The sequence below is a fragment of the Methylobacterium oryzihabitans genome (assembly GCF_004004555.2).
Classification (GTDB): domain Bacteria; phylum Pseudomonadota; class Alphaproteobacteria; order Rhizobiales; family Beijerinckiaceae; genus Methylobacterium; species Methylobacterium oryzihabitans.
Genome location: NZ_SACP01000026.1, coordinates 1 through 17782, shown reverse-complemented (window position 1 = coordinate 17782; position 17782 = coordinate 1). Strand labels below are relative to the sequence as shown.

Below are 17782 nucleotides of genomic sequence, written 5' to 3'. Positions count from 1 at the left end.
CGCCATGGCCACCATTCGCGAACAGGATCTGGTCGTCTCGATCGCGGACGCCCTGCAGTTCATCTCGTACTACCACCCGGCCGACTACGTCCGGAATCTCGTCGCGGCGTGGCGGCGCGAGGAGAGCCCGGCCGCCCGGGACGCGATGGCGCAGATCCTGGTCAATTCCCGCATGGCGGCGCTCGGCCGCCGGCCGATCTGCCAGGACACCGGCACCGCCCAGGTCTTCGTCAAGGTCGGCCTCGGCGCCCGGATCGACAGCCGGCGCTCGCTGCAGGAGATCGTCGACGAGGGCGTGCGGCAGGCGTGGCGCACCGAGCGCAACCCGCTGCGCGCCTCCGTCGTCTCCGACCCGCTGTTCTCCCGCCGCAACACCGGCGACAACACCCCCGCCATGCTCCATGTCGAGATGGTGGCCGGCGACACGGTCGAGGTCCACGTCGCCGCCAAGGGCGGCGGCTCCGAGAACAAGGCGAAGTTCGCGCCCCTCAACCCGAGCGACTCGGTCGCCGACTGGGTGGTGCGCACCGTCGAGACCCTCGGCGCCGGCTGGTGCCCGCCCGGCCTGATCGGCCTCGGAATCGGCGGCTCGCCCGACAAGGCGATGACGCTGGCCAAGCTGTCGCTGCTCGATCCGATCGACCTGCCGGAGATCCGCGCCCGCGGCCCGTCCTCGCGCGAGGAGGACTTGCGGCTGGAGATCTGCGACCGCATCAACGCGCTCGGCATCGGCGCGCAGGGGCTCGGCGGGCTCACCACCGTGCTCGACGTGAAGATCCGCACCTTCCCGGTCCACGCCGCCTCGCTGCCCGTCGCCCTGATCCCGCAATGCGCCGCCGACCGGCACGTCCATTTCGTCCTCGACGGCAGCGGGCCGGCCTCGTTCGAGCCCCCCTCCCCCGACCTGTGGCCCGACGACATCCGGGCGGCGGGACCGGCCGGGCGGCGGGTCGACCTCGACCGGCTCACCCGCGAGGAGGTCGCCGGCTGGCGCGCCGGCGAGACGCTGCTGCTCTCGGGCCGGCTGCTGACCGGGCGCGACGCCGCCCATCTGCGCCTCACCCGGATGCTGGAGGCCGGCGAGAACCTGCCGGTCGATCTGCGCGACCGGGCGATCTACTACGTCGGCCCGGTCGACGCGGTCGGCGACGAGGCGGTGGGTCCCGCCGGCCCGACCACCGCGACCCGGATGGACAAGTTCCTCGAACCGATCCTGTCGCGGACCGGCCTGCTGGTGATGGTCGGCAAGGCCGAGCGCGGCCCCGCCGCGGTCGAGACCATCGCCCGGCACGGCTGCGCCTATCTCATCGCGGTGGGAGGGGCGGCCTATCTGGTGTCGCAGGCGATCCGCGCGTCGCGGGTCCTCGCCTTCGCGGATCTCGGCATGGAGGCGATCCACGAATTCGTCGTCGCCGACATGCCGGTGACGGTGGCGGTCGATTCCGCCGGCACCTCGATCCACCGCGACGGCCCCGCCCGCTGGCGCCGCCCGGCGCCCCGGGAGCCGGTGCCGGCGTGAGCCGGGGGCTCCGGTCCATCGCCGGAGCTCCAGATAGTGAGGGAGCGGTGTTTGGGCGACGGAAGGCTTGCGAGTCCCAGTTGAGACGTCGCCCACAGGCTCATTCCCATAATCTAATCCAAGCTCTTGATCCCCTCTCCCGGGTGGGAGAGGGGTAGGGGTGAGGGTGGAGACGGCGCCGGATTGAACGCCGAGCGTCGAGCTATGCAGCTCAACACTTGGTAATTTATACTGAAGCCGAGCCACCCTCACCCCTGTCCCCTCTCCCACTCGGGAGAGGGGGACCCGCGATCCATCGAACACTGCCTTCGACACACGAGGACCCGGCACAGGGTCCCGCCATCCCCCGAGGACACGCCCGATGATCTCCACCTTCTTCATGCCGACCCGCATCGTCTCGGGCCAGGGCGCGCTCGCGACCATCGGCAGGCTGGCCCGCGACCTCGGGATGACGCGGGTCCTCGTCGTGTCCGACCCGGTCATCTCGGCCCAGGGCTTCCACGCCGAGGCCCTCGCCGCCCTCGGCGAGGCCGGAATCGCGACCGCGCGGTTCGACGAATGCGGCATCGACGCCCGCTGCTCGCACATCGACGACCAGGGCGAGCGGGTACGGCGCGAGGGCATCGACGGGATCGTCTGCGTCGGCGGCGGCTCGGTGATGTGCACCGGCAAGGGCATCGCCATCGTGGCGACCAACCACAAGCCGATGCGCGACTGCACCGGAATCGGCCGCTTCGACCGCAAGGCGCTGCCGATGATCATGGTGCCGACCACCGCGGGCTCTGGCTCCGAGGTGTCGCAATGGACCATCGTCAAGGACGAGGAGCGCCACCTCAAGCTCCTCGGCGGCGGTCCGCTGAGCTTCCCCGACGCGGCGATCCTCGATCCGGTCACCCTGCGCTCGCTGCCGATGCACGTCGCGGCGCTGCCGGCGGTGGACGCGCTCACCCACGGCGTCGAGGCGTATCTCAGCGGCATCGCCTCGCCGCTCACCGACGCGGTGGCGCTCGCGGCGGTGCGGCTCCAGACCGCCTCGCTGCGCGCCTCGATCAACGCCGACGACGACCGCGCCCGCGAGCAGAACCTCGTCGCCTCCTGCATGGCCAACATCGCCTGCGGCAACGCCCGCCTCGGCCACGGCCACGCCCTGTCGCTGCCGCTCGAGGGCCATCTCGACCTGCCGCATCCCTACGGCGTCGGCGTGCTGCTGCCGCACGTCACCGCGTTCAACCTCGCGGTGCTGCCGGAGAAGGTGCGGCCGCTCGCCGAGGCGCTGGAGGTCGAGACCGCCGGGCTGACCCGGGCGGAGACGATCGCCGCCTGCGCCGACGCGATCCGCGCGCTCTACGCCGATATCGGCTTCCCCAACCGCTTCACCCCCGAGCAGTTGCCGCCCGACCGGGTGCGCGAGATGGCGCGGCGGGCGGTGCCGGGCCTCTATGCCGGCATCGCGGCGCAGGATTTCGACCCCGCCACCGCGACCGACCGCACGGTGATCGCCTGCCCGTCGGCGCGCCGGATGACCGTCCGGCAGGCCGAGGAGATGTTCGAGCGCTGCCTGTCGCAGCCCGGCCGCTGAGCCGCGGGAGACCCCGATGTCCGCCCCCATCCTGCACCACTACGACTTCTCGCCATTCAGCGAGAAGGTCCGCCTCGCCTTCGGCCACAAGGGCCTCGACTGGCACGCGGTGGAGACGCCGGCCTGGCCGCCCAAGCCCGACCTCGTGCCGCTGACCGCCGGCTACCGCCGCGCCCCGGTGCTCCAGATCGGCGCCGACGTGTATTGCGACACCCACCTGATCCTGCGCGAGATCGAGCGGCGCCACCCGGAGCCGACGCTCTATCCCGGCGGTCAGGTCGGGCTCGCCGAGGCGTTGAGCTGGTGGGCCGAGCGCACGACCTTCATGCAGGCGGCGACGCTCGCCACCAGCATCCTCGGCGACGCGGTGCCGGCGGCGCTGGTCGAGGAACGCAAGACCTTCATGCGCCATGATTTCGGCAAGGAGGCGTCCCTGCGCGAGCAGCCGCTGAACCGCCAGCGCCTGCATGCCAGCCTCAGCCGGCTCGCCGACATGCTGCGCGACGGGCGACCGTTCCTGCTCGGGGCCGCGGTCTCGGCTGCCGACCTCGCGGCCTATCACCCGATCTGGTTCGCCCGCACCAACGGCGGTGCGGCGGCGGAGGCGATGCTGCCGCTCGATCCCCTGCGCGCCTGGATGGACCGGGTCGCCGCCCTCGGGCACGGGCGCCGGCACGCCATGAGCCCGGCCGACGCCCTCGCCGCCGCCCGTGCGGCCGAGCCGGACCCGGTGCGGATCGCCGATGCCGACCCGTCCGGCCTGCGCGCCGGTCAGGCGGTGGCGATCGGCACCGACGACACCAGCCACGACCCGATCCGCGGAATCCTCGTCGGGGCCGATGCCGAGGAGGTGGTGATCCGTCACGCCGAGGAGCGGGTCGGCACCGTCCACGTCCACTTCCCGCGCGCCGGCTACGAGGTGATGCCGGGCTGAGGACGCCCCCGCCGCGGCCCGGGATCGCCGGAAGCGTCGGCAGGACCGCCCGCCCCGGTCCGGCCGGCGCACACGCGGACGCCGACGGCCGCAAGATAAGCCGGCAATCGATGCCCGATGTGGCAGAATGATGTGTCTGGTCGCATCCACGGAACATCTGTCGCGACGGGGCCGGATGGTTTTTCCCGTGTTGACGGGGAGACACACCCGAGACGTCGACTCGCTCATCCGCCGAGACATCGTTTGCGTCGCGGCGGATGATCTGGTTGGATGACGCCGATCCTGAATCGATGCAGCACGGACCGGGCACCGCGACGGGAACCAGGAACGGATCCTGCATCGATCCCGGCGAGGGGGGCGCGTCGTCCCGATCGGGCCGGCCGTTCATGGACGCTCCTCGTTCCGCACCCGACCCTGTCGCGCGGCGGGGCCGCGACGGCCGGAATCCGGGACAGCGAGTGATGATGCCATGAGCACAGGGGTTTCGTCGGCGCCGGCCGGCGTGTCGCGGCGGGCCGCCGGCGCCGGATGGGGGCTGCGCACGGCGGTCGCTGCCCTGGTCGTGACGATCCTGCTGGTGGTCGAGCTCGTCGGCTTCATGCAGCTGATCTACAGCGGGCCGCTGGCGCCGAGCCGCGCCACCGGCCTGTCCGCGATGCTGCTCGCCTTCGTCTCCGGCAGCCTCGTCTTCGCGGTGATCCGGCGCGGCGTGCCGGTCACGCACACCTTCATCGGGGCGGCGGCGGTGGTGCAGGCCGCCATCGCGGCGTCGGTCGCCGAGCGGCTGGCGGCGACCGGCGTCACCGACCCGGAGGTGATCGCGGCGGGGGTGCTCCTCGCCTGCGGCCTCGCGACGCTCGCCACCAGCCTCGTCTTCCTGCTGCTCGGGACGCTGCGCGCCTCGCTGCTGGCCCAGCTCCTGCCCTATCCGGTCCTCACCGGCTTCCTCGGCGGCGTCGGCCTGCTCTTCGTCGAGGGCGGCGTGCAATCGGGCGCGCCGCATGCCGGTCCGCTCGACCTGTCCGCCGCGGCCGATCCGGGCTTCCTCGCCCGGCTCGGCCTCACCCTCGCGGTCGGGCTGCTCACCTTCGGCCTGTCGCGGCACTTTCGCCACTGGGCGGTGCTGCCCGGGGTCATCCTCGCCACCGTGGCCGCGGTGCATGGCGGGCTGTGGTGGAGCGGGATCGGCCTTCCGGCCGCGCAGGCGGCGGGCTGGCTCCTCGACCCGTTCCCCTCGGGGTCCCTCCTGCGGCTGCCCGCCGGGCTCGGCGGCGGGTTCGATCCCGACGTGCTGGTGCCGCTGCTACCGAAGATCCTCACCCAGGCCCTCGTCGCGGTCATCATCCAGATCCTCTACGTGCTGTCGGTCGAGCTGGAACTGCAGCGCGACCTCGACATCGACCGGACCTTCGTGGCGTCGGGCGCGGCCAACCTGCTGGGAAGCCTGTTCGGCAGCACGGCGATGGGCATGGGGCGCACGCCGACCGTGCTCCTGCACAATCTCGGCGGCGGCAACTGGCTCGGCTGGTCGCTGACGGTCGGGGCGATGGCGATGCTGCTGGTGTTCGGCGCCGCCCCGCTCGCGATGCTGCCGCGCCCGCTCGCCGGCGGCACGCTGGTCTTCCTCGGCCTCAACCTGCTGACGGCACTCGGCGGGACCCTGCGGACGCTGCCTTTGTGGGAGAGCGTCGTCGCGCTCGCGGTCTGCGCGGGGACGACCGCGTTCGGCGCCGCCTCGGGCTTCCTCATCGGCATCGCCCTGGCGATCCTCATCTTCGCCGCCCGCTACGCCCGGATCCCGGCGGTGCGCCTCGCCCAGACCGGAGCGGAGCGCACCAGCAGCGTGATCCGGGCGCCCGAGGTCGCCCGCGCCCTGCGCGAGGCGAGCCGCCACACCGCGATCTACACGCTGCAGGGCTACCTGTTCTTCCTCAACGCCCAGGCGATCTACCGCCGGGCCGGGACGGAGGACGACCTGTGCACCCTCGTCCTCGACTTCCGCGACTGCGTCGGCCTCGACAGCTCGGCGCTGCTGGTCTTTCGCAAGATGGCGCAGCTCGCCCGCCAGCGCGGCTTCGACCTGCTGCTCGTCCACCTCGCCCCGGAGGTCGAGGCCCAGGTGAGGCGCAGCGGCCTTTCGGCGCTGCCGCACCTGCGGGTGGCCGACACCCTCGACCACGCCCTGCGGACCGCCGAGGATCGTCTCCTCGCCCGGATCGGGGTGGCGGCGCGGCCGGAGGCGGCCGACTTCGCCGGGCAGATCGGCCGGACGCTGAACTGCACCGTCGGGGCGATCGACCTCACGCCCTATCTGGCGGTCGAGACCCTCGGCGCCGGCGACACCCTGGTGCGCCAGGGCGAGGCCGCCGACGCGCTCTACTTCGTCGAGAGCGGCCTCGTCTCGATCGAACTGGAGGTCGCGGGCCGGGCGAACCTGCGCCTGCGCACCATGGCGGCCGGGACGGTGATCGGCGAGGTCGCGATGCTGCAGGGCGGCCGGCGCACCGCGACCGCCGTCGCCGAGACCGCCTGCCGCCTCGGCCGGCTCGACCGCACCGCCCTCGACCGGATGGAGCGCGAGCGGCCCGACCTCGCGCTCGTCGTCCAGCGCTTCCTGATCGTCGAACTGGCTTCCAAGCTGTTCGACACGACCCGGCTGCTGGAGGCCGAGACGCGGTGATCGCCCGGCGGCGGGGCCGTCAGGCCGCCGGCCGCCGCGCCGCGCTCCGCTCGGCCAGCGCGACGACGCGCTTGGCCTGGAGCGCCACCGGGATGTCGATCATCTTCCCGTCGATCGCCACCGCGCCGGTGCCCTCGGCGACCGAGCGGTCGAACGCCTCGACGATCCGGCGCGCCGCCGCGACCTCCTCGGCGGAGGGCGCCAGCGCCTCGTCGGCCATCGCCACCTGCCGCGGGTGGATGCACAGGATGCCGGTATAGCCGAAGGCCGCTGCCGACCGGGCCAGCGCCTTGAACGCCGCCTCGTCGTCGATGATGCCGACCGAGCCCGGCACGCCGAAGGCCGCGAGCCCGCGGCCGCGGGCGGCGATCGCCACCGCCTGGGCCGGCATCGCCATCGCCTCGAAGGTCGCCCGCGTTCCGATCGCCGAGGCGTAGTCCTCCGAGCCGAAACCGAGGGCGACGACCCGCGGGGTCGCGGCCGCGATGGCGTCGAGCGCCCGCATCGCCGCGGGATGCTCCACCACCGCGATGATCCCGATCCCGCCCTGCGGCAGGCCGCCGGCGCGCTCGGAGGCGGCGAGGACCCCGTCGGCGAACAGGCACAGGGCGGCGTCCTCGACCTTCGGCAGGATCACCGCGTGGACGCCCGGCAGGGCGGCGGCGCGCAGGTCGTCGACGAGGCGGTCGGAGTCGTTGTTGACCCGCACCACCACGGTCAGGCCGTGCCGCGCCAGGGTCGCGACCGAGCCGGCGAGCGCCTCGCGGGCGGCATCCTTGCGGGCGGGCGCGATGGCGTCCTCGAGGTCGAGGATGATGGCGCCGGCGCCGCGGGTGTGGGCGCCCGCGACCATGCGCGCACCGTCCGCCGGCATGAACAGGAAGGTTCCGACATCGAGCCAGTTCATGGGGATTCCTTGAGTGAGGCTATTCGTGTTTTTCAGATGAGTTGACTCATACCCGCCCCTTTCCCGGACGACTGAAGCGTCAGCGGAAGGAGATCCGGGAACCAGCACAAGAATCCGCGAAGCGTCCGTCCGTCTGCAACGGCGCCAAATACAGAGCTGCTTCGCGGCAAGTCTCACGTCTGGATCCCGGATCTCCTTCCACTTCGTTGCAGTCGTCCGGGAAAAGGGCGGGGTCTGATTCGACGGCGGGCCGCGGTTCAGGCCGGGAACACCAGCACCGACTCCGGCCGCACCGTCAGCGTCGCGGGACCGGGCGGCACCGCGCGCTCCGCCTCGACCCGCACCGGGGTTCCGGCGACCGACACGACGTGGGAGTAGCGTCCGCCGAGATAGCTCGTGGTGACGACCTCGCCGGTCAGCCCCCCCTCCCCTGCCGGCGCGAACGCCACCGCCTCGGGGCGCAAAGCCAGGGTAATGCCGCCCGCCGGCCGGCCGTGACCGGCGCCGAGGGCGAGGCGCTGGCCGTCGCCGAGCACCGCGCCGCCCTCGGCCAAGGTGGCGGGCAGAAACGACATCGTGCCGACGAAATCGGCCACGAAGCGGCTGGTCGGGCGCTCGTAGATCCCGGTCGGCGTGCCGTCCTGGACGATCCGCCCCGCCTCCATCACGATGATCCGGTCGGACAAGGCCAGCGCCTCGACCTGATCGTGGGTGACGAAGATCGTGGTCAGCCCGACCTTCTTCTGGAGGTCCTTCAGCCAGTCGCGGGCGCGCTCGCGCACCCGAGCGTCGAGATTCGACAGCGGCTCGTCGAGGAGCAGCACCCGCGGCCGGTAGACCAGGGTGCGGGCGAGCGCCACCCGCTGCTGCTGGCCGCCGGACAATTGGTGCGGGTAGCGGTCGGCGTAAGCCTCCATGCCGACCAGCGCCAGGGCCTCGCGGACCTTGTCGCGGCGCTCGGCCCGGCCGATGCGGCGCAGCTTGAGCGGATAGGCGCAGTTCTCGGCCACGCTCATGTGCGGCCACAGGGCGTAGGACTGGAACACCAGCCCGAGGTCGCGCCGCTCGGGTTCGAGCCACGTTCCCGTCGCGCCGTCGACATAGACCTTGTCGCCGGCGGCGATCCGCCCGGAGGTCGGCCGCTCCAGTCCGGCGATCGCCGAGAGCGTCGTGGACTTGCCGCAGCCGGACGGCCCGAGCAGCGTCACCCACTCGCCGGACCGGACGGTGAAGCTCACGTCCTCGACCGCCGAAACGCCGCCGTAATGCACCACGAGGTGCGAGACCGTCAGGTCAGTCATGGTGGCGCACTCCCGGCAGCCGCGACAGCAGGGCCATGAACGCCACCACGATGGCGACCTGGAGCGTGGCGAGCGCCGCCACCGCACCGTTCTCGCCCTGGACCCAGAAGGTCAGCATCGTGGTGCCCATCACCTCGCTGCCCGGCGCGAACAGGAACACCGCGGCGGCGTATTCCTTCACGAAATGGACGAACAGCAGGATGAAGCAGGCGGCGAGCGCCGGGCGCATCTGCGGCAGCAGGATCGCGGTCGCCATCCGGGTCCAGCTCGACCCGACGATGCGGGCCGAGCGGTCGTGGTCGCGGGTGATCTGGAGCAGGGCCGGCTGCACCGCGCCCCAGCCGGTCGGCAGGTGGCGCATCACGAAGGCGAGCACCAGGATCCAGATCGTGTTCTGCAACAGGCTCAGACCCGGCAGCCACGTCGCCGCCCACAGGAAGCCCATGCCGATGAGGATGCCCGGCACCGCCCGCGGATAGACCGCCAGGAAGGCGAGCCCCTGCCGGCCCGGCACGTCGGAGCGCAGCGCCACCAGGGCGGCGGCGGCCACCAGCGCGGTGCCGATCACCCCGCCGGCGACGGCCACCGCGATGGTGTTGCCGATCGAGCGGACGTATTGCTCGTAGGCGAAGATGGTGCGGAAGTTGTCGAGGGTCAGCGCCTCGGACAGCGGCACGAACGGCGACAGCACGCTGGTGAAGCCGCGCAGCACCAGCCCGCCGAGGATCGCCACGACGAAGAAGGCGTCGAAGGCCAGGACGAGGCCGAAGGTCGGCCACTTCGCCCAGCCGAGTGCGAGCCGGCGCGGCCGGGCCGCCTTGCCGCCGACGGTGGTGAAGCGCCGCCCGTCGCCGACGAGGCGCATCTGCGCCAGGACCAGCCCGGTCACGACCACGAACAGGATCACCGCCACCGCCGCCACCATGCCGTGGCGGGGCGTCGAATCCTCGAAGCCGCGGGTGTAGATGAAGGTGGTGAGGAATTCGAGGCCGCTCGGCGCGCCGAGCAGCAGCGGCAGCACCAGCAATTCGATCGCCAGGACGAAGTTGAGGATCGTGCTGGCGAGGATCGCCGGGCGCAGCAGCGGCAGGGTGACGGTGACGAGGGTGCGGAACGGCCCCGCCCCGGCGAGGCGGGCGGCGTTCTCCAACGAGCCGTCGATCGTGCGGGCGGCGCCGACGCAGTAGAGATAGGTCAGCGGCGCCATCGACAGGCCGGCGGCGAGCGACAGGCCGCCCAGCGTGTAGAGGTTCCACGGCTCCACGCCGATCAGGCCGGTGAGCCACGCCGTGACGATGCCGGCCGGCCCGTAGGCGATGATCCAGCCGAAGGCGAGGACGAGGTGGCTGACGAAGAGCGGCCAGGTCGCGACGGCGCCGAGCACGCGGCGCCCCGGCAGGTCGGTGCGGCCGATCACGATGGCGAGCCACACGCCGACCACCTGCGCGATCAGGGTCGAGGCGGCGCCGAACAGCAGCGTGTTGGCCGTGGCGCGCCAGAACGCCGGATCCTGGGCCAGTTCGGCGTAGTCGGCGAGCGTCCAGGTTCCGGTGTCGTCGTAGAGCGGCTTCGAGGAGAAGGACTGGATCACGATCGGGACGATCGGGGCCAGCACCAACACCGCCACGATGCCGTAGGTGAGCGCCTGGAGCGGCCGGTCGACGCGGCCGGTCGCCCGGGGCAGCCCCGCTTCGGCGGGGGCCGCCCCCAGGGCCGGGGCGGTGAGCGAGGTCATGGCCGCCCGCCGGTCGCCACGTCGCGCTTCCAGCGCTCGACGAAGCCGGTGATGCTCGCGACGCTCGCCTCGTCGTAGGGCATGAAGCGCAGCTTGTCGGCGCCGCCGACCGCCTCGGCGACCTGACCGATCGTGCCGTACGGGATCTCGCCGGCCGCGATGTCGTCGCGCACCGGGGTCAGGCCGCCCTTGGCGAAGGCGATCTGCCCGTCCTTCGACAGGATGTGGTCCATCAGCAGCCGGGCCGAGGCCGGGTTGCGCCCGCCCTTGGCCACCGCCATGGCGCGCACGAACATCGGCTGGCCGTCCTTGACGTAGGACCAGTCGAGGATCGCCTTGCGGGCCGGCTCGTTGATCTTGGTGTAGACCGTGATCGCGCTGGTGAGATAGGCGGCGGTGTACTCGCCCGAGGTCACCTTCTCGAGCATCGAGCCGCCGGAGCGCTCGAACTTCGTCGCCGGGGCGAGCGCCTGGAGCGTCGTCCAGGCGTCGGGGTGCATCGTGCTCCACAGCCAGTTGAACGAGGCGTTCACGGTGCCCGAGCCGCTGTCGTAGGTGGTGAGGCGGCCCTTCACCTTGGCGGCGTTGGCCTCGGCGAACTTCGCCACCGCCGCCATCGAGTCGAGCTTCGTGCCCTCGGGCACGAGACGCTTGTTCCACACGATCAGCACCGGGTCGGCCGAGAGGCCGTAGACACCGGGAGCCAGCCGCGCCCAGGCCGGCAGGTGCGACTCCTCGGGCGAGGCGTGCGCCACCGCCTCGCCCTTGGCGATGAACTCGTTCCAGCGGTCGACGCCGAACGACGCGATGAGGTCGGCGGTGCGGGCGCCGCTCGCCTTCTCGGTGTTGTAGCGGTCCCAGAGCTCGCTCGACATGTCGAGCGTCTCGACCTTGATCCAGGGGTATTTCTTCGCGAAGCCCTCGATCACCGGCTTCCAGTTGAAGGCGGCCATCACCGAGTAGACCAGCACCCCCTGCTCGCCCTTCGAGGTCTCGATCAGCTTGGCGTAGTCCGCCGGGTAGCCGGCCGGCGCCCCCTCGGCCCGGGCCGCGACCGGCGCGAGCGTCAGCGCGGCCACGGCCATCCACAGCAGTGTCTTCGGCACGGCGATGTCTCCTCCCCGGCAGCGCTCGGACGGGCTGCTCGATGATCGTTGTGGGGGAGTGTAGAGCGGTTCGCGGCCGGGGCGGTATCGCGTTTTGCGAGGGCGGTCCCCGGTTTTCCTGATGACCGGGGGGATGCCTCAGGCGCCGGCGAGGAGCCGGGCCGTGCGCCGCTGCCGCTCCAGGATGCCGCGCAGGTGGCCGATCGCACCGGTCTGCAATCCCCGGAGAGCGTCCGGGTCCTCCTCGGCGTCGCGGCGCATCGAGACGAAGAACTCGAAGCCGCCCGGCTCGGTCCCGGCGATCTGGTTGAACACGAACGGGAACAGCCCGAGCCGCACCGCCTCCTCGATCACGTCGAGGAACGACAGCGGCGTGAACACCCAGCAATGGCAGTCGAGCGTGCGCTCCGGATCGAGCGCCTCGGTGGCGCGCAGCCGCGCCAGGGCGAGCGCCGCCTCGCCGCACAGGCGCGGCGCCCCGGCCGGATCCTCGCCGGCCCAGATCGCCGCCGGCTCGACGGCGCGCGCCTCGTAGGTGTGGGCGAAGACCTGCCGCGGGCTCGGGCGGGCATAGGCGAGCAGGTCGGCCTCGACCAGTTCGGCGATCGTGCTCTCGCGGCGGGCGACGTCGAACATGAAGCGCCGGTCGGGCAGCGACAGGTTGAGCACGCCGCCGGGACGCAGCACCGCGTGGATGCCGCGAAACCAGCCGAGGAGGTTCGGCACGTACTGCGCCACCTGCGCCGCGATGGCGAAGTCGTGGCCGGTCCGGTCGAGTACCGCGGCGAGCGGGCCGGAGCCCGCCCAGACGTGGTCGACCGGCGCCGTGCCGGGGGGCGCGTCGGGCGGGGCGGCGGCGTGGTCGACATAGGCGACGGACAGTCCCTCCGGAAGCGGCGTCGGATTGGTGCCGGGACCGAATTCGAGCCCCCTCGCCTCCGGCAGCACGATGTCGTGGGTGAGCCGGGCGAGGCGCCGGTCGGCGGACCGGCGGTTCAGGAAGGCGTCGAGGGAGAGGGAGCCTGGATGCATGGCCGGGACCTTACGGTAGCCCGGGCGGGGGCGTCGAGAGGCGACTCCGGGCCGCGCAGGGGGGGAGTGCTTCGGAAGCTGGGCCGCCGCGCCGTGGGACCGCGAGCGGACAGCGATCCGGGGAAAGTCCTTTGCGGATCAAGCGCGGGATCGCCTGGAGAGGGGAGTTTTGCATCCTGGTTGAGCGTCGATATTTCAAAATATCTTGCATATTTAAAAATACCTCAATTATTTCATCATAAATACCTTTCGGCCCCGGTTGCCGTTCCGCCGGGGACAGGCTCGCTTTCGACCAGCCCACCCGACAGTCCCCTCCCCTCCCGGCGGCCGAACCCGGGCTCAGCCCCGGCTGGCGCGGTACGCTGCGATCAGTTCCGGCAGCCGGCCGGCGAGATACTCGCCGAAGCCGGGCTCGGCCGCCTCCTCGACCGTGACGCGCAGCCCCGCGGCGCTGCGCTCGACGCGGGCGAACCTGACGCCGCGGCCGTCCTTCACCGTCTCGGCCTTCGGCCGCGCCGCCGCCTTCGGGGCCGTCGCCAGGGCCGCCAGGATCGCGGCGAAGCGCTCGTCGGAGGTCTTGCCGGCGAGGGACGGCGAGGCCAGGGCGGCGTCGATGCGGTCGCGATCGGCGGTCCGGATCCGGTCGGCGAGGGTGAGCCAGCGCGGGCGGCCGATCTTCGGCGCCGGGCCGATCGCGGCGATCACCGCCTCGGGGATGCTCTGCGCCACCGCGAGGTAGTTGGCGAGGTCGGGCCGGTGGACGCCCATCGCCTTCAGGATCACCTCGCGGGCCACGCCGGCCCGCTCCATGTTGCGGGCGAAATGCGCGCGCTCGATGTAGCTCAGGTCCTCGCGGGCGAGGTTCTCCGAGCCCTGCGCGACGAGGAGGTCGGCGTCGCTCAGGTCCCGCACCAGGGCCCGCACCGGCCGGCCGATCGCCCGCGCCGCCCGGGTCCGGCGGCGGCCGTAGGCGATCTCGTAGCGGCCCGCCGAGGACGGGTGGCGGCGCACCAGGATCGGCGTATGCTGGCCCTCGTCGCGGATCTGCTCGACGAAGGCCGCGAAGGCGGCGTCGGTGGCGTCGGGCACGCGGTCGGCGATCGCCGAGGGGTCGCACAGGTCGGGGTCGATCTCGACCACCGTCGCCTCCGGGTCGGCCGGCCCGGACCGGGAGGCGGCCCACATCGCGGCCATCGACCGGGCGGCGCTCGGGCGCTTCTCGGGCGTGGCCGTAGCACCTGCTACAGGGGCGTAAGTCGTTGCGATGTCTGAGTCCGGCGGTGCCGGCGCGTCGCTGCGCAGCGGCGCGCCCATGATGGCGCTCAGTCGCTTCTTCTGGCTCATGCCCGCCCCCAGGCCCTGCGGATCAGCCCCTCGATCTCGCCGTTGACCGCGTCGAGGGCGTCGAGCGCCCGCCGGTAGGTCGAGCCGGTGACCTCGTCGCGGCGCAACGGCGTCTCGTAGACGGTCTGGCCGCGCAGGCCGGAATTCGACACCGCCGCCGATTGCAGCATCGCCTTGGTGAGGACCCGCTCGCCGAACAGCCCGCGCAGCATCGCCACCACCTCGGTCTGCGGCGTGTCCTGCGGCTCGAACCGGGTGACGAGGTAGCGGAACCAGTCGTGGGTCGGAGCGCCGCCCTGGGCGCGCACCGGCTCCATCAGCTCGTCCATCATCGTCAGGAACTGGCGCATCGACGACACGTCGAGCATCTGCGGATGGATGGTGATGAGCAGCGAGGTCGCGGCGCACAGGGCCGCGATGGTGAGGTAGCCGAGCCGCGGCGGGCAATCGACCACCACCACGTCGTAGCGGTCGGCGACCTCGTCGAGGACGAGGCCCATCCGGGCGAAGAACGGCGGCTCGGGGTCGTCGGGCCGGCGGCGGGCCGAGTGCATCGGCGCCTCGAACTCGAACACCTCGAGTTCGAGGTCGGCCGGCACGAGGTCGAGGCCGGTGAAGTAGGTCGGCCGGATGACGGCGCCGAGCGGGCGCTGGCCGGCGCCGTAGCGGATTGCGTCGTAGATCGTCGGATAGGGGTCGAGTTCGCTCTCCGGCCGCACGCCGAGCAGGGTCGAGAGACTCGCCTGCGGGTCGAGGTCGACGGCGAGCACCCGGTAGCCGCGCAGCACCAGCGACTGCGCCAGATGCGCCGCCGTCGTGGTCTTGCCCGAGCCGCCCTTGAAGTTGACGCAGGCGACGACCTGGAGGTGCTCGCCCGCCGCCGGGTCGCGGTGCGGGAGGTAGCGGCGCCCGACCCGGTCGATGCCGTCGAGATGCGCGCGCAGGGCGTGGATGTCGGCGAGGGTGTAGAGCCGGCGCCCGCCCGGGGCGACCTCGGGCGGGGAGACGAGCAGGTCGGGCGAGAGCTGGCGCACCCGGCTGTCGGTGAGCCCGAGGATCCGCGCGACCTCGCCGGAGGTGAAGCGCCGGAGGGTCTTGGCCTCGGCCGGCGAGAACACCACCGAGGCGATCTCGCGGAGCTTGGCGCCGAGGAGGCGGGCGTCGTGCCCGGCGGTCTCGCTCGGCGGCGGCACGGGCGCCCCGCTGGCCTGGACGTGCTGGTTCATGTCCCCTCTCGTTTGCGGCGAAACGGCGAAAACCGTCATAGCACCGCAAGCGAGCCGGGGGGACCGCTTCCGTGCCCGGGGCCGAGGCCGGCGCAAGCCTCGCGCAAGCAACGGATTCCGGCGGCCCGGCTATCCGGCGTCGGCGAGCAGCCCGGCGGCGACGAGATCCTCGATCGCGGCGCCGACCGACTTGAACAGCGTGATCTCGTCGCCGCCGCCGCGGCCGGGCCGCGCGCCGCTGGCGAGGTCGTGCAGGTCGCCGACGATGGCGTCGGTGGACCACGCCCCGGCGGCGGCCGGCTGGAGCAGGTCGCCGGCCTCGGCGAGCGCCCCGGCCCGGGTGTCGACGTAGACCCGGGCGCGCGCCACCGCCTCGTCGTCGGTCTCGCGCATCGCGGCCGTGAAGGCGCCGACGAGGTCGAGATGGGTGCCGGGCCTCAGGTCGCGCCCGAGGACGATCGGCGCGCGGGAGGTGGTGGCGCAGGAGACGATGTCGGCCTGCGCCAGCGCGCCCGGCAGGTCGGCGGCCGGCGTCGCGTCGAAGCCGCGCTCCGACAGGGTCGCGGCGAGGTCGCGGGCCCGCTCCGGGCTGCGGCCCCAGACCAGCACCCGCTCGATCGGCCGCACCGCCCGGTGGGCCTGCGGCAGGTGGGCGGCGACGTGGCCGGTGCCGACGAGGAGCAGGGTTCGGCTGTCGGGGCGCGACAGGTAGCGCGACGCCAGCGCCGAGGCGGCGGCGGTGCGCCGGTTGGTCAGCGCCTCGCCGTCGACCAGCGCCCGCGGCACCCCGGTGCGGCCGTCGAACAGCACGTAGAGCGACGACACCGCGCCGAGGCCGCGCTCGGCGTTGCGCGGAAACACCGAGACCAGCTTGACGCCGAGCCGCCGGCCGCGCTCCCAGGCCGGCATCGTCAGGAGGTGGCCGGGGGCGTCCTCGGCCCCGACCTCGTAGGCGCGGCGCACCGGCATCGGCTCGCCGCCGCGCCGGAAGGCGTCGTCGAGGGCGTCGATCAGCCGGGGATAGTCGAGCCCGGCCTCGACCTCGGCGGCGGTGTAGTGGCGCAGCGTACTCGACACCGGTTCCTCCTCGATCCCGCAGGGAGGCCGGCGGGCTGCCGTCCCCCGGCCTCCGATGAACCGGGTGCTTGATGGACCCGCGCGGGTCGCCGGTCCAGGCCCGGCGGTCGGGGCGGGGACGGGTATCACTCCCGGGAAGATGAGCCGGCTCGCTCTCCTGTGGGACTCCAGGGCAATCGGGTGAAACCCGATTGTCGATCCGGCGGGCGCGAAGAGCGCCCCGCGCAGCGGGTCCGGGAGGACGAATGTCCTCTCGGACGCAGAGCGGAGCGAAAGCCAAAGTCACGGATGTGACTGCCGGCGCCTGAGGCCAAGCAAGGAACCCAGGGCAAGCGGGGTCACCCGATTGCCCTGTGGGATTCTGCGATGGATTGCCCGCCACGACGGCCCCGGTTAAGTGGAGGCGAGAGGCCGGGAAGACACCGATGGGCTTGGGGCAGCACACCGACCGGCTCCTGGCCGAGCTGGGCGACTTGGCCGGCATCGACCTGACCCCCGACGCGGACGGCGTCGCGACCGTCCTGCTCGACGGCGTCAGGATCTCGATCGAATGTCCGGAGGAAAGCCCGTTCCTCTACCTGCACGCCGCCCTGTGGCGCCTCGGGCCCGACCGTGCGCGGGAGATCGAGGAGGCGATGCGCGCCAACCTGTTCGGCCTGCCGCTGTCGGGCGCGTGGCTCGCCCTCGACGGGGCGAGCGACGAGGTCGTCCTGTGCTCGGCCGCGCGCAGCGCCGGCCTCGCGCCCGACGACCTCGCCGCGCTGATCGAGGCGATGGCCGGAGCGGCCCGGGACCTGCAGGCGCGCCGGACCGCACCGGCGGCCGAGGAGGCGACCGCGCCGGTCGCCGACGGCCCGAACTGGATCCGCATCTGAGCGGCGCGGCCCGGGGCGGTCGCGCCCCGGAACAGTCCCATTCCAACGCCGCCGCGGCGCGGCCCGGGGCGGTCACGCCCCGAGACAGTTCCATTCCAACGCCGCCGCGGCGGCGGACCGGCCGGCACCGGCAGACCACGCCGGGCGCCGGGAATCCGGGATCGTCCGAGGGAGTCGGCCATGTCCCCGCCCATCAGCGCTCAAGTCACCCTGAAGCACGCCCTCACGCCCACGGCTCCGGCCGGCGGGGGCAGGGCGGAGAACAAGGCGCGGACGATCGGGCTGCCGTCGTTCAAGCGCGCGCCGACCGACGAGCGGCCGAAGGTGAGCGCGGGGCGCTTCAAGGGGGACGACGTCCTGGCGCGGCCGACCGGCCGCGGGGCGCTGATGCTCGGCCGGCTGCAGCGGGCCTTCGCGCCGCCCCGGGCCCCGGCGCCCGTCGCGGCGGCGGCACCGGCGGTCGCGGC

At 72.9% G+C, this 17782-nt stretch carries 14 protein-coding genes; 6 read left to right on the top strand and 8 right to left on the bottom strand.

What is annotated here, in order from left to right; translation table 11 throughout:
- The first annotated feature begins 4 nt into the window (after positions 1-4).
- From EOE48_RS21510 to EOE48_RS21495, 4 genes are all read left to right on the top strand, one after another.
- The gene (locus EOE48_RS21510; protein ID WP_127732940.1) at positions 5-1519 is read left to right on the top strand and encodes a fumarate hydratase; all 1515 of its coding nucleotides are present in this window, start codon (positions 5-7) and stop codon (positions 1517-1519) included.
- A gap of 361 nt (positions 1520-1880) precedes the next feature.
- On the top strand, positions 1881-3098 hold the full coding sequence (locus EOE48_RS21505; protein ID WP_127732939.1) for an iron-containing alcohol dehydrogenase: 1218 nt from the start codon (positions 1881-1883) through the stop codon (positions 3096-3098).
- Positions 3099-3114: 16 nt separating this feature from the next.
- Positions 3115-4032 carry a glutathione S-transferase family protein gene (locus tag EOE48_RS21500; protein WP_127732938.1) on the top strand — a complete coding sequence of 306 codons (918 nt, stop codon included), beginning with the start codon at positions 3115-3117 and terminating at the stop codon, positions 4030-4032.
- Positions 4033-4501: 469 nt separating this feature from the next.
- Positions 4502-6712 carry an SLC26A/SulP transporter family protein gene (locus tag EOE48_RS21495; protein WP_127732937.1) on the top strand — a complete coding sequence of 737 codons (2211 nt, stop codon included), beginning with the start codon at positions 4502-4504 and terminating at the stop codon, positions 6710-6712.
- Between the two features lie 19 nt (positions 6713-6731).
- On the opposite strand, the gene EOE48_RS21490 is transcribed toward EOE48_RS21495, so the two are convergent.
- The 8 genes from EOE48_RS21490 to lhpI all read right to left on the bottom strand — a co-directional run bounded on the left by EOE48_RS21490 (position 6732) and on the right by lhpI (position 16440).
- Positions 6732-7619 carry an HpcH/HpaI aldolase/citrate lyase family protein gene (locus EOE48_RS21490; RefSeq protein ID WP_127732936.1) on the bottom strand — a complete coding sequence of 296 codons (888 nt, stop codon included), beginning with the start codon at positions 7617-7619 and terminating at the stop codon, positions 6732-6734.
- Positions 7620-7876: 257 nt separating this feature from the next.
- Positions 7877-8920, bottom strand: coding sequence for an ABC transporter ATP-binding protein (locus tag EOE48_RS21485; protein ID WP_127732935.1), 1044 nt, complete (start codon positions 8918-8920; stop codon positions 7877-7879).
- Positions 8913-10655, bottom strand: a complete 1743-nt coding sequence (locus EOE48_RS21480; RefSeq protein ID WP_127732934.1) for an ABC transporter permease — start codon at positions 10653-10655, stop codon at positions 8913-8915. The genes EOE48_RS21485 and EOE48_RS21480 overlap by 8 nt, the downstream gene beginning before the upstream one ends.
- Positions 10652-11761: an ABC transporter substrate-binding protein gene (locus tag EOE48_RS21475; RefSeq protein ID WP_127732933.1), complete on the bottom strand. Its 1110-nt coding sequence runs from the start codon at positions 11759-11761 to the stop codon at positions 10652-10654. The genes EOE48_RS21480 and EOE48_RS21475 overlap by 4 nt, the downstream gene beginning before the upstream one ends.
- Positions 11762-11899: 138 nt before the next feature.
- Positions 11900-12793, bottom strand: a complete 894-nt coding sequence (locus tag EOE48_RS21470; protein WP_127732932.1) for a class I SAM-dependent methyltransferase — start codon at positions 12791-12793, stop codon at positions 11900-11902.
- 339 nt (positions 12794-13132) lie between these two features.
- A complete protein-coding gene (gene repB / locus EOE48_RS21465) occupies positions 13133-13987 on the bottom strand; it encodes a plasmid partitioning protein RepB (protein ID WP_246154674.1) in 855 nt (284 codons plus the stop codon).
- A gap of 146 nt (positions 13988-14133) precedes the next feature.
- Complete coding sequence (gene repA, locus EOE48_RS21460; RefSeq protein ID WP_127732930.1) at positions 14134-15363, bottom strand: plasmid partitioning protein RepA; 1230 nt, start codon at positions 15361-15363, stop codon at positions 14134-14136.
- Positions 15364-15492: 129 nt separating this feature from the next.
- Positions 15493-16440 carry a bifunctional Delta(1)-pyrroline-2-carboxylate/Delta(1)-piperideine-2-carboxylate reductase gene (gene lhpI, locus EOE48_RS21455; RefSeq protein ID WP_246154673.1) on the bottom strand — a complete coding sequence of 316 codons (948 nt, stop codon included), beginning with the start codon at positions 16438-16440 and terminating at the stop codon, positions 15493-15495.
- 425 nt (positions 16441-16865) lie between these two features.
- Here lhpI and EOE48_RS21450 point away from each other — a divergent pair, with 425 nt between their 5' ends.
- Positions 16866-17315, top strand: a complete 450-nt coding sequence (locus EOE48_RS21450; protein ID WP_127732929.1) for a CesT family type III secretion system chaperone — start codon at positions 16866-16868, stop codon at positions 17313-17315.
- A 180-nt stretch (positions 17316-17495) separates the two neighbouring features.
- The coding region (locus EOE48_RS21445; RefSeq protein ID WP_148239793.1) for a hypothetical protein at positions 17496-17782 on the top strand (287 nt) is incomplete at its 3' end.

What these genes read in the sequence shown, in the direction of transcription:
- repB (WP_246154674.1), bottom strand. Translation starts at nt 13,987, where the DNA reads ATGGCCGCGATGTGGGCCGCCTCCCGGTCCGGGCCGGCCGACCCGGAG.
- EOE48_RS21480 (WP_127732934.1), bottom strand. Translation starts at nt 10,655, where the DNA reads ATGACCTCGCTCACCGCCCCGGCCCTGGGGGCGGCCCCCGCCGAAGCG.
- repA (WP_127732930.1), bottom strand. Translation starts at nt 15,363, where the DNA reads ATGAACCAGCACGTCCAGGCCAGCGGGGCGCCCGTGCCGCCGCCGAGC.
- EOE48_RS21510 (WP_127732940.1), top strand. Translation starts at nt 5, where the DNA reads ATGGCCACCATTCGCGAACAGGATCTGGTCGTCTCGATCGCGGACGCC.
- EOE48_RS21470 (WP_127732932.1), bottom strand. Translation starts at nt 12,793, where the DNA reads ATGCATCCAGGCTCCCTCTCCCTCGACGCCTTCCTGAACCGCCGGTCC.
- EOE48_RS21505 (WP_127732939.1), top strand. Translation starts at nt 1,881, where the DNA reads ATGATCTCCACCTTCTTCATGCCGACCCGCATCGTCTCGGGCCAGGGC.
- EOE48_RS21485 (WP_127732935.1), bottom strand. Translation starts at nt 8,920, where the DNA reads ATGACTGACCTGACGGTCTCGCACCTCGTGGTGCATTACGGCGGCGTT.
- EOE48_RS21490 (WP_127732936.1), bottom strand. Translation starts at nt 7,619, where the DNA reads ATGAACTGGCTCGATGTCGGAACCTTCCTGTTCATGCCGGCGGACGGT.
- EOE48_RS21500 (WP_127732938.1), top strand. Translation starts at nt 3,115, where the DNA reads ATGTCCGCCCCCATCCTGCACCACTACGACTTCTCGCCATTCAGCGAG.
- EOE48_RS21450 (WP_127732929.1), top strand. Translation starts at nt 16,866, where the DNA reads ATGGGCTTGGGGCAGCACACCGACCGGCTCCTGGCCGAGCTGGGCGAC.
- EOE48_RS21495 (WP_127732937.1), top strand. Translation starts at nt 4,502, where the DNA reads ATGAGCACAGGGGTTTCGTCGGCGCCGGCCGGCGTGTCGCGGCGGGCC.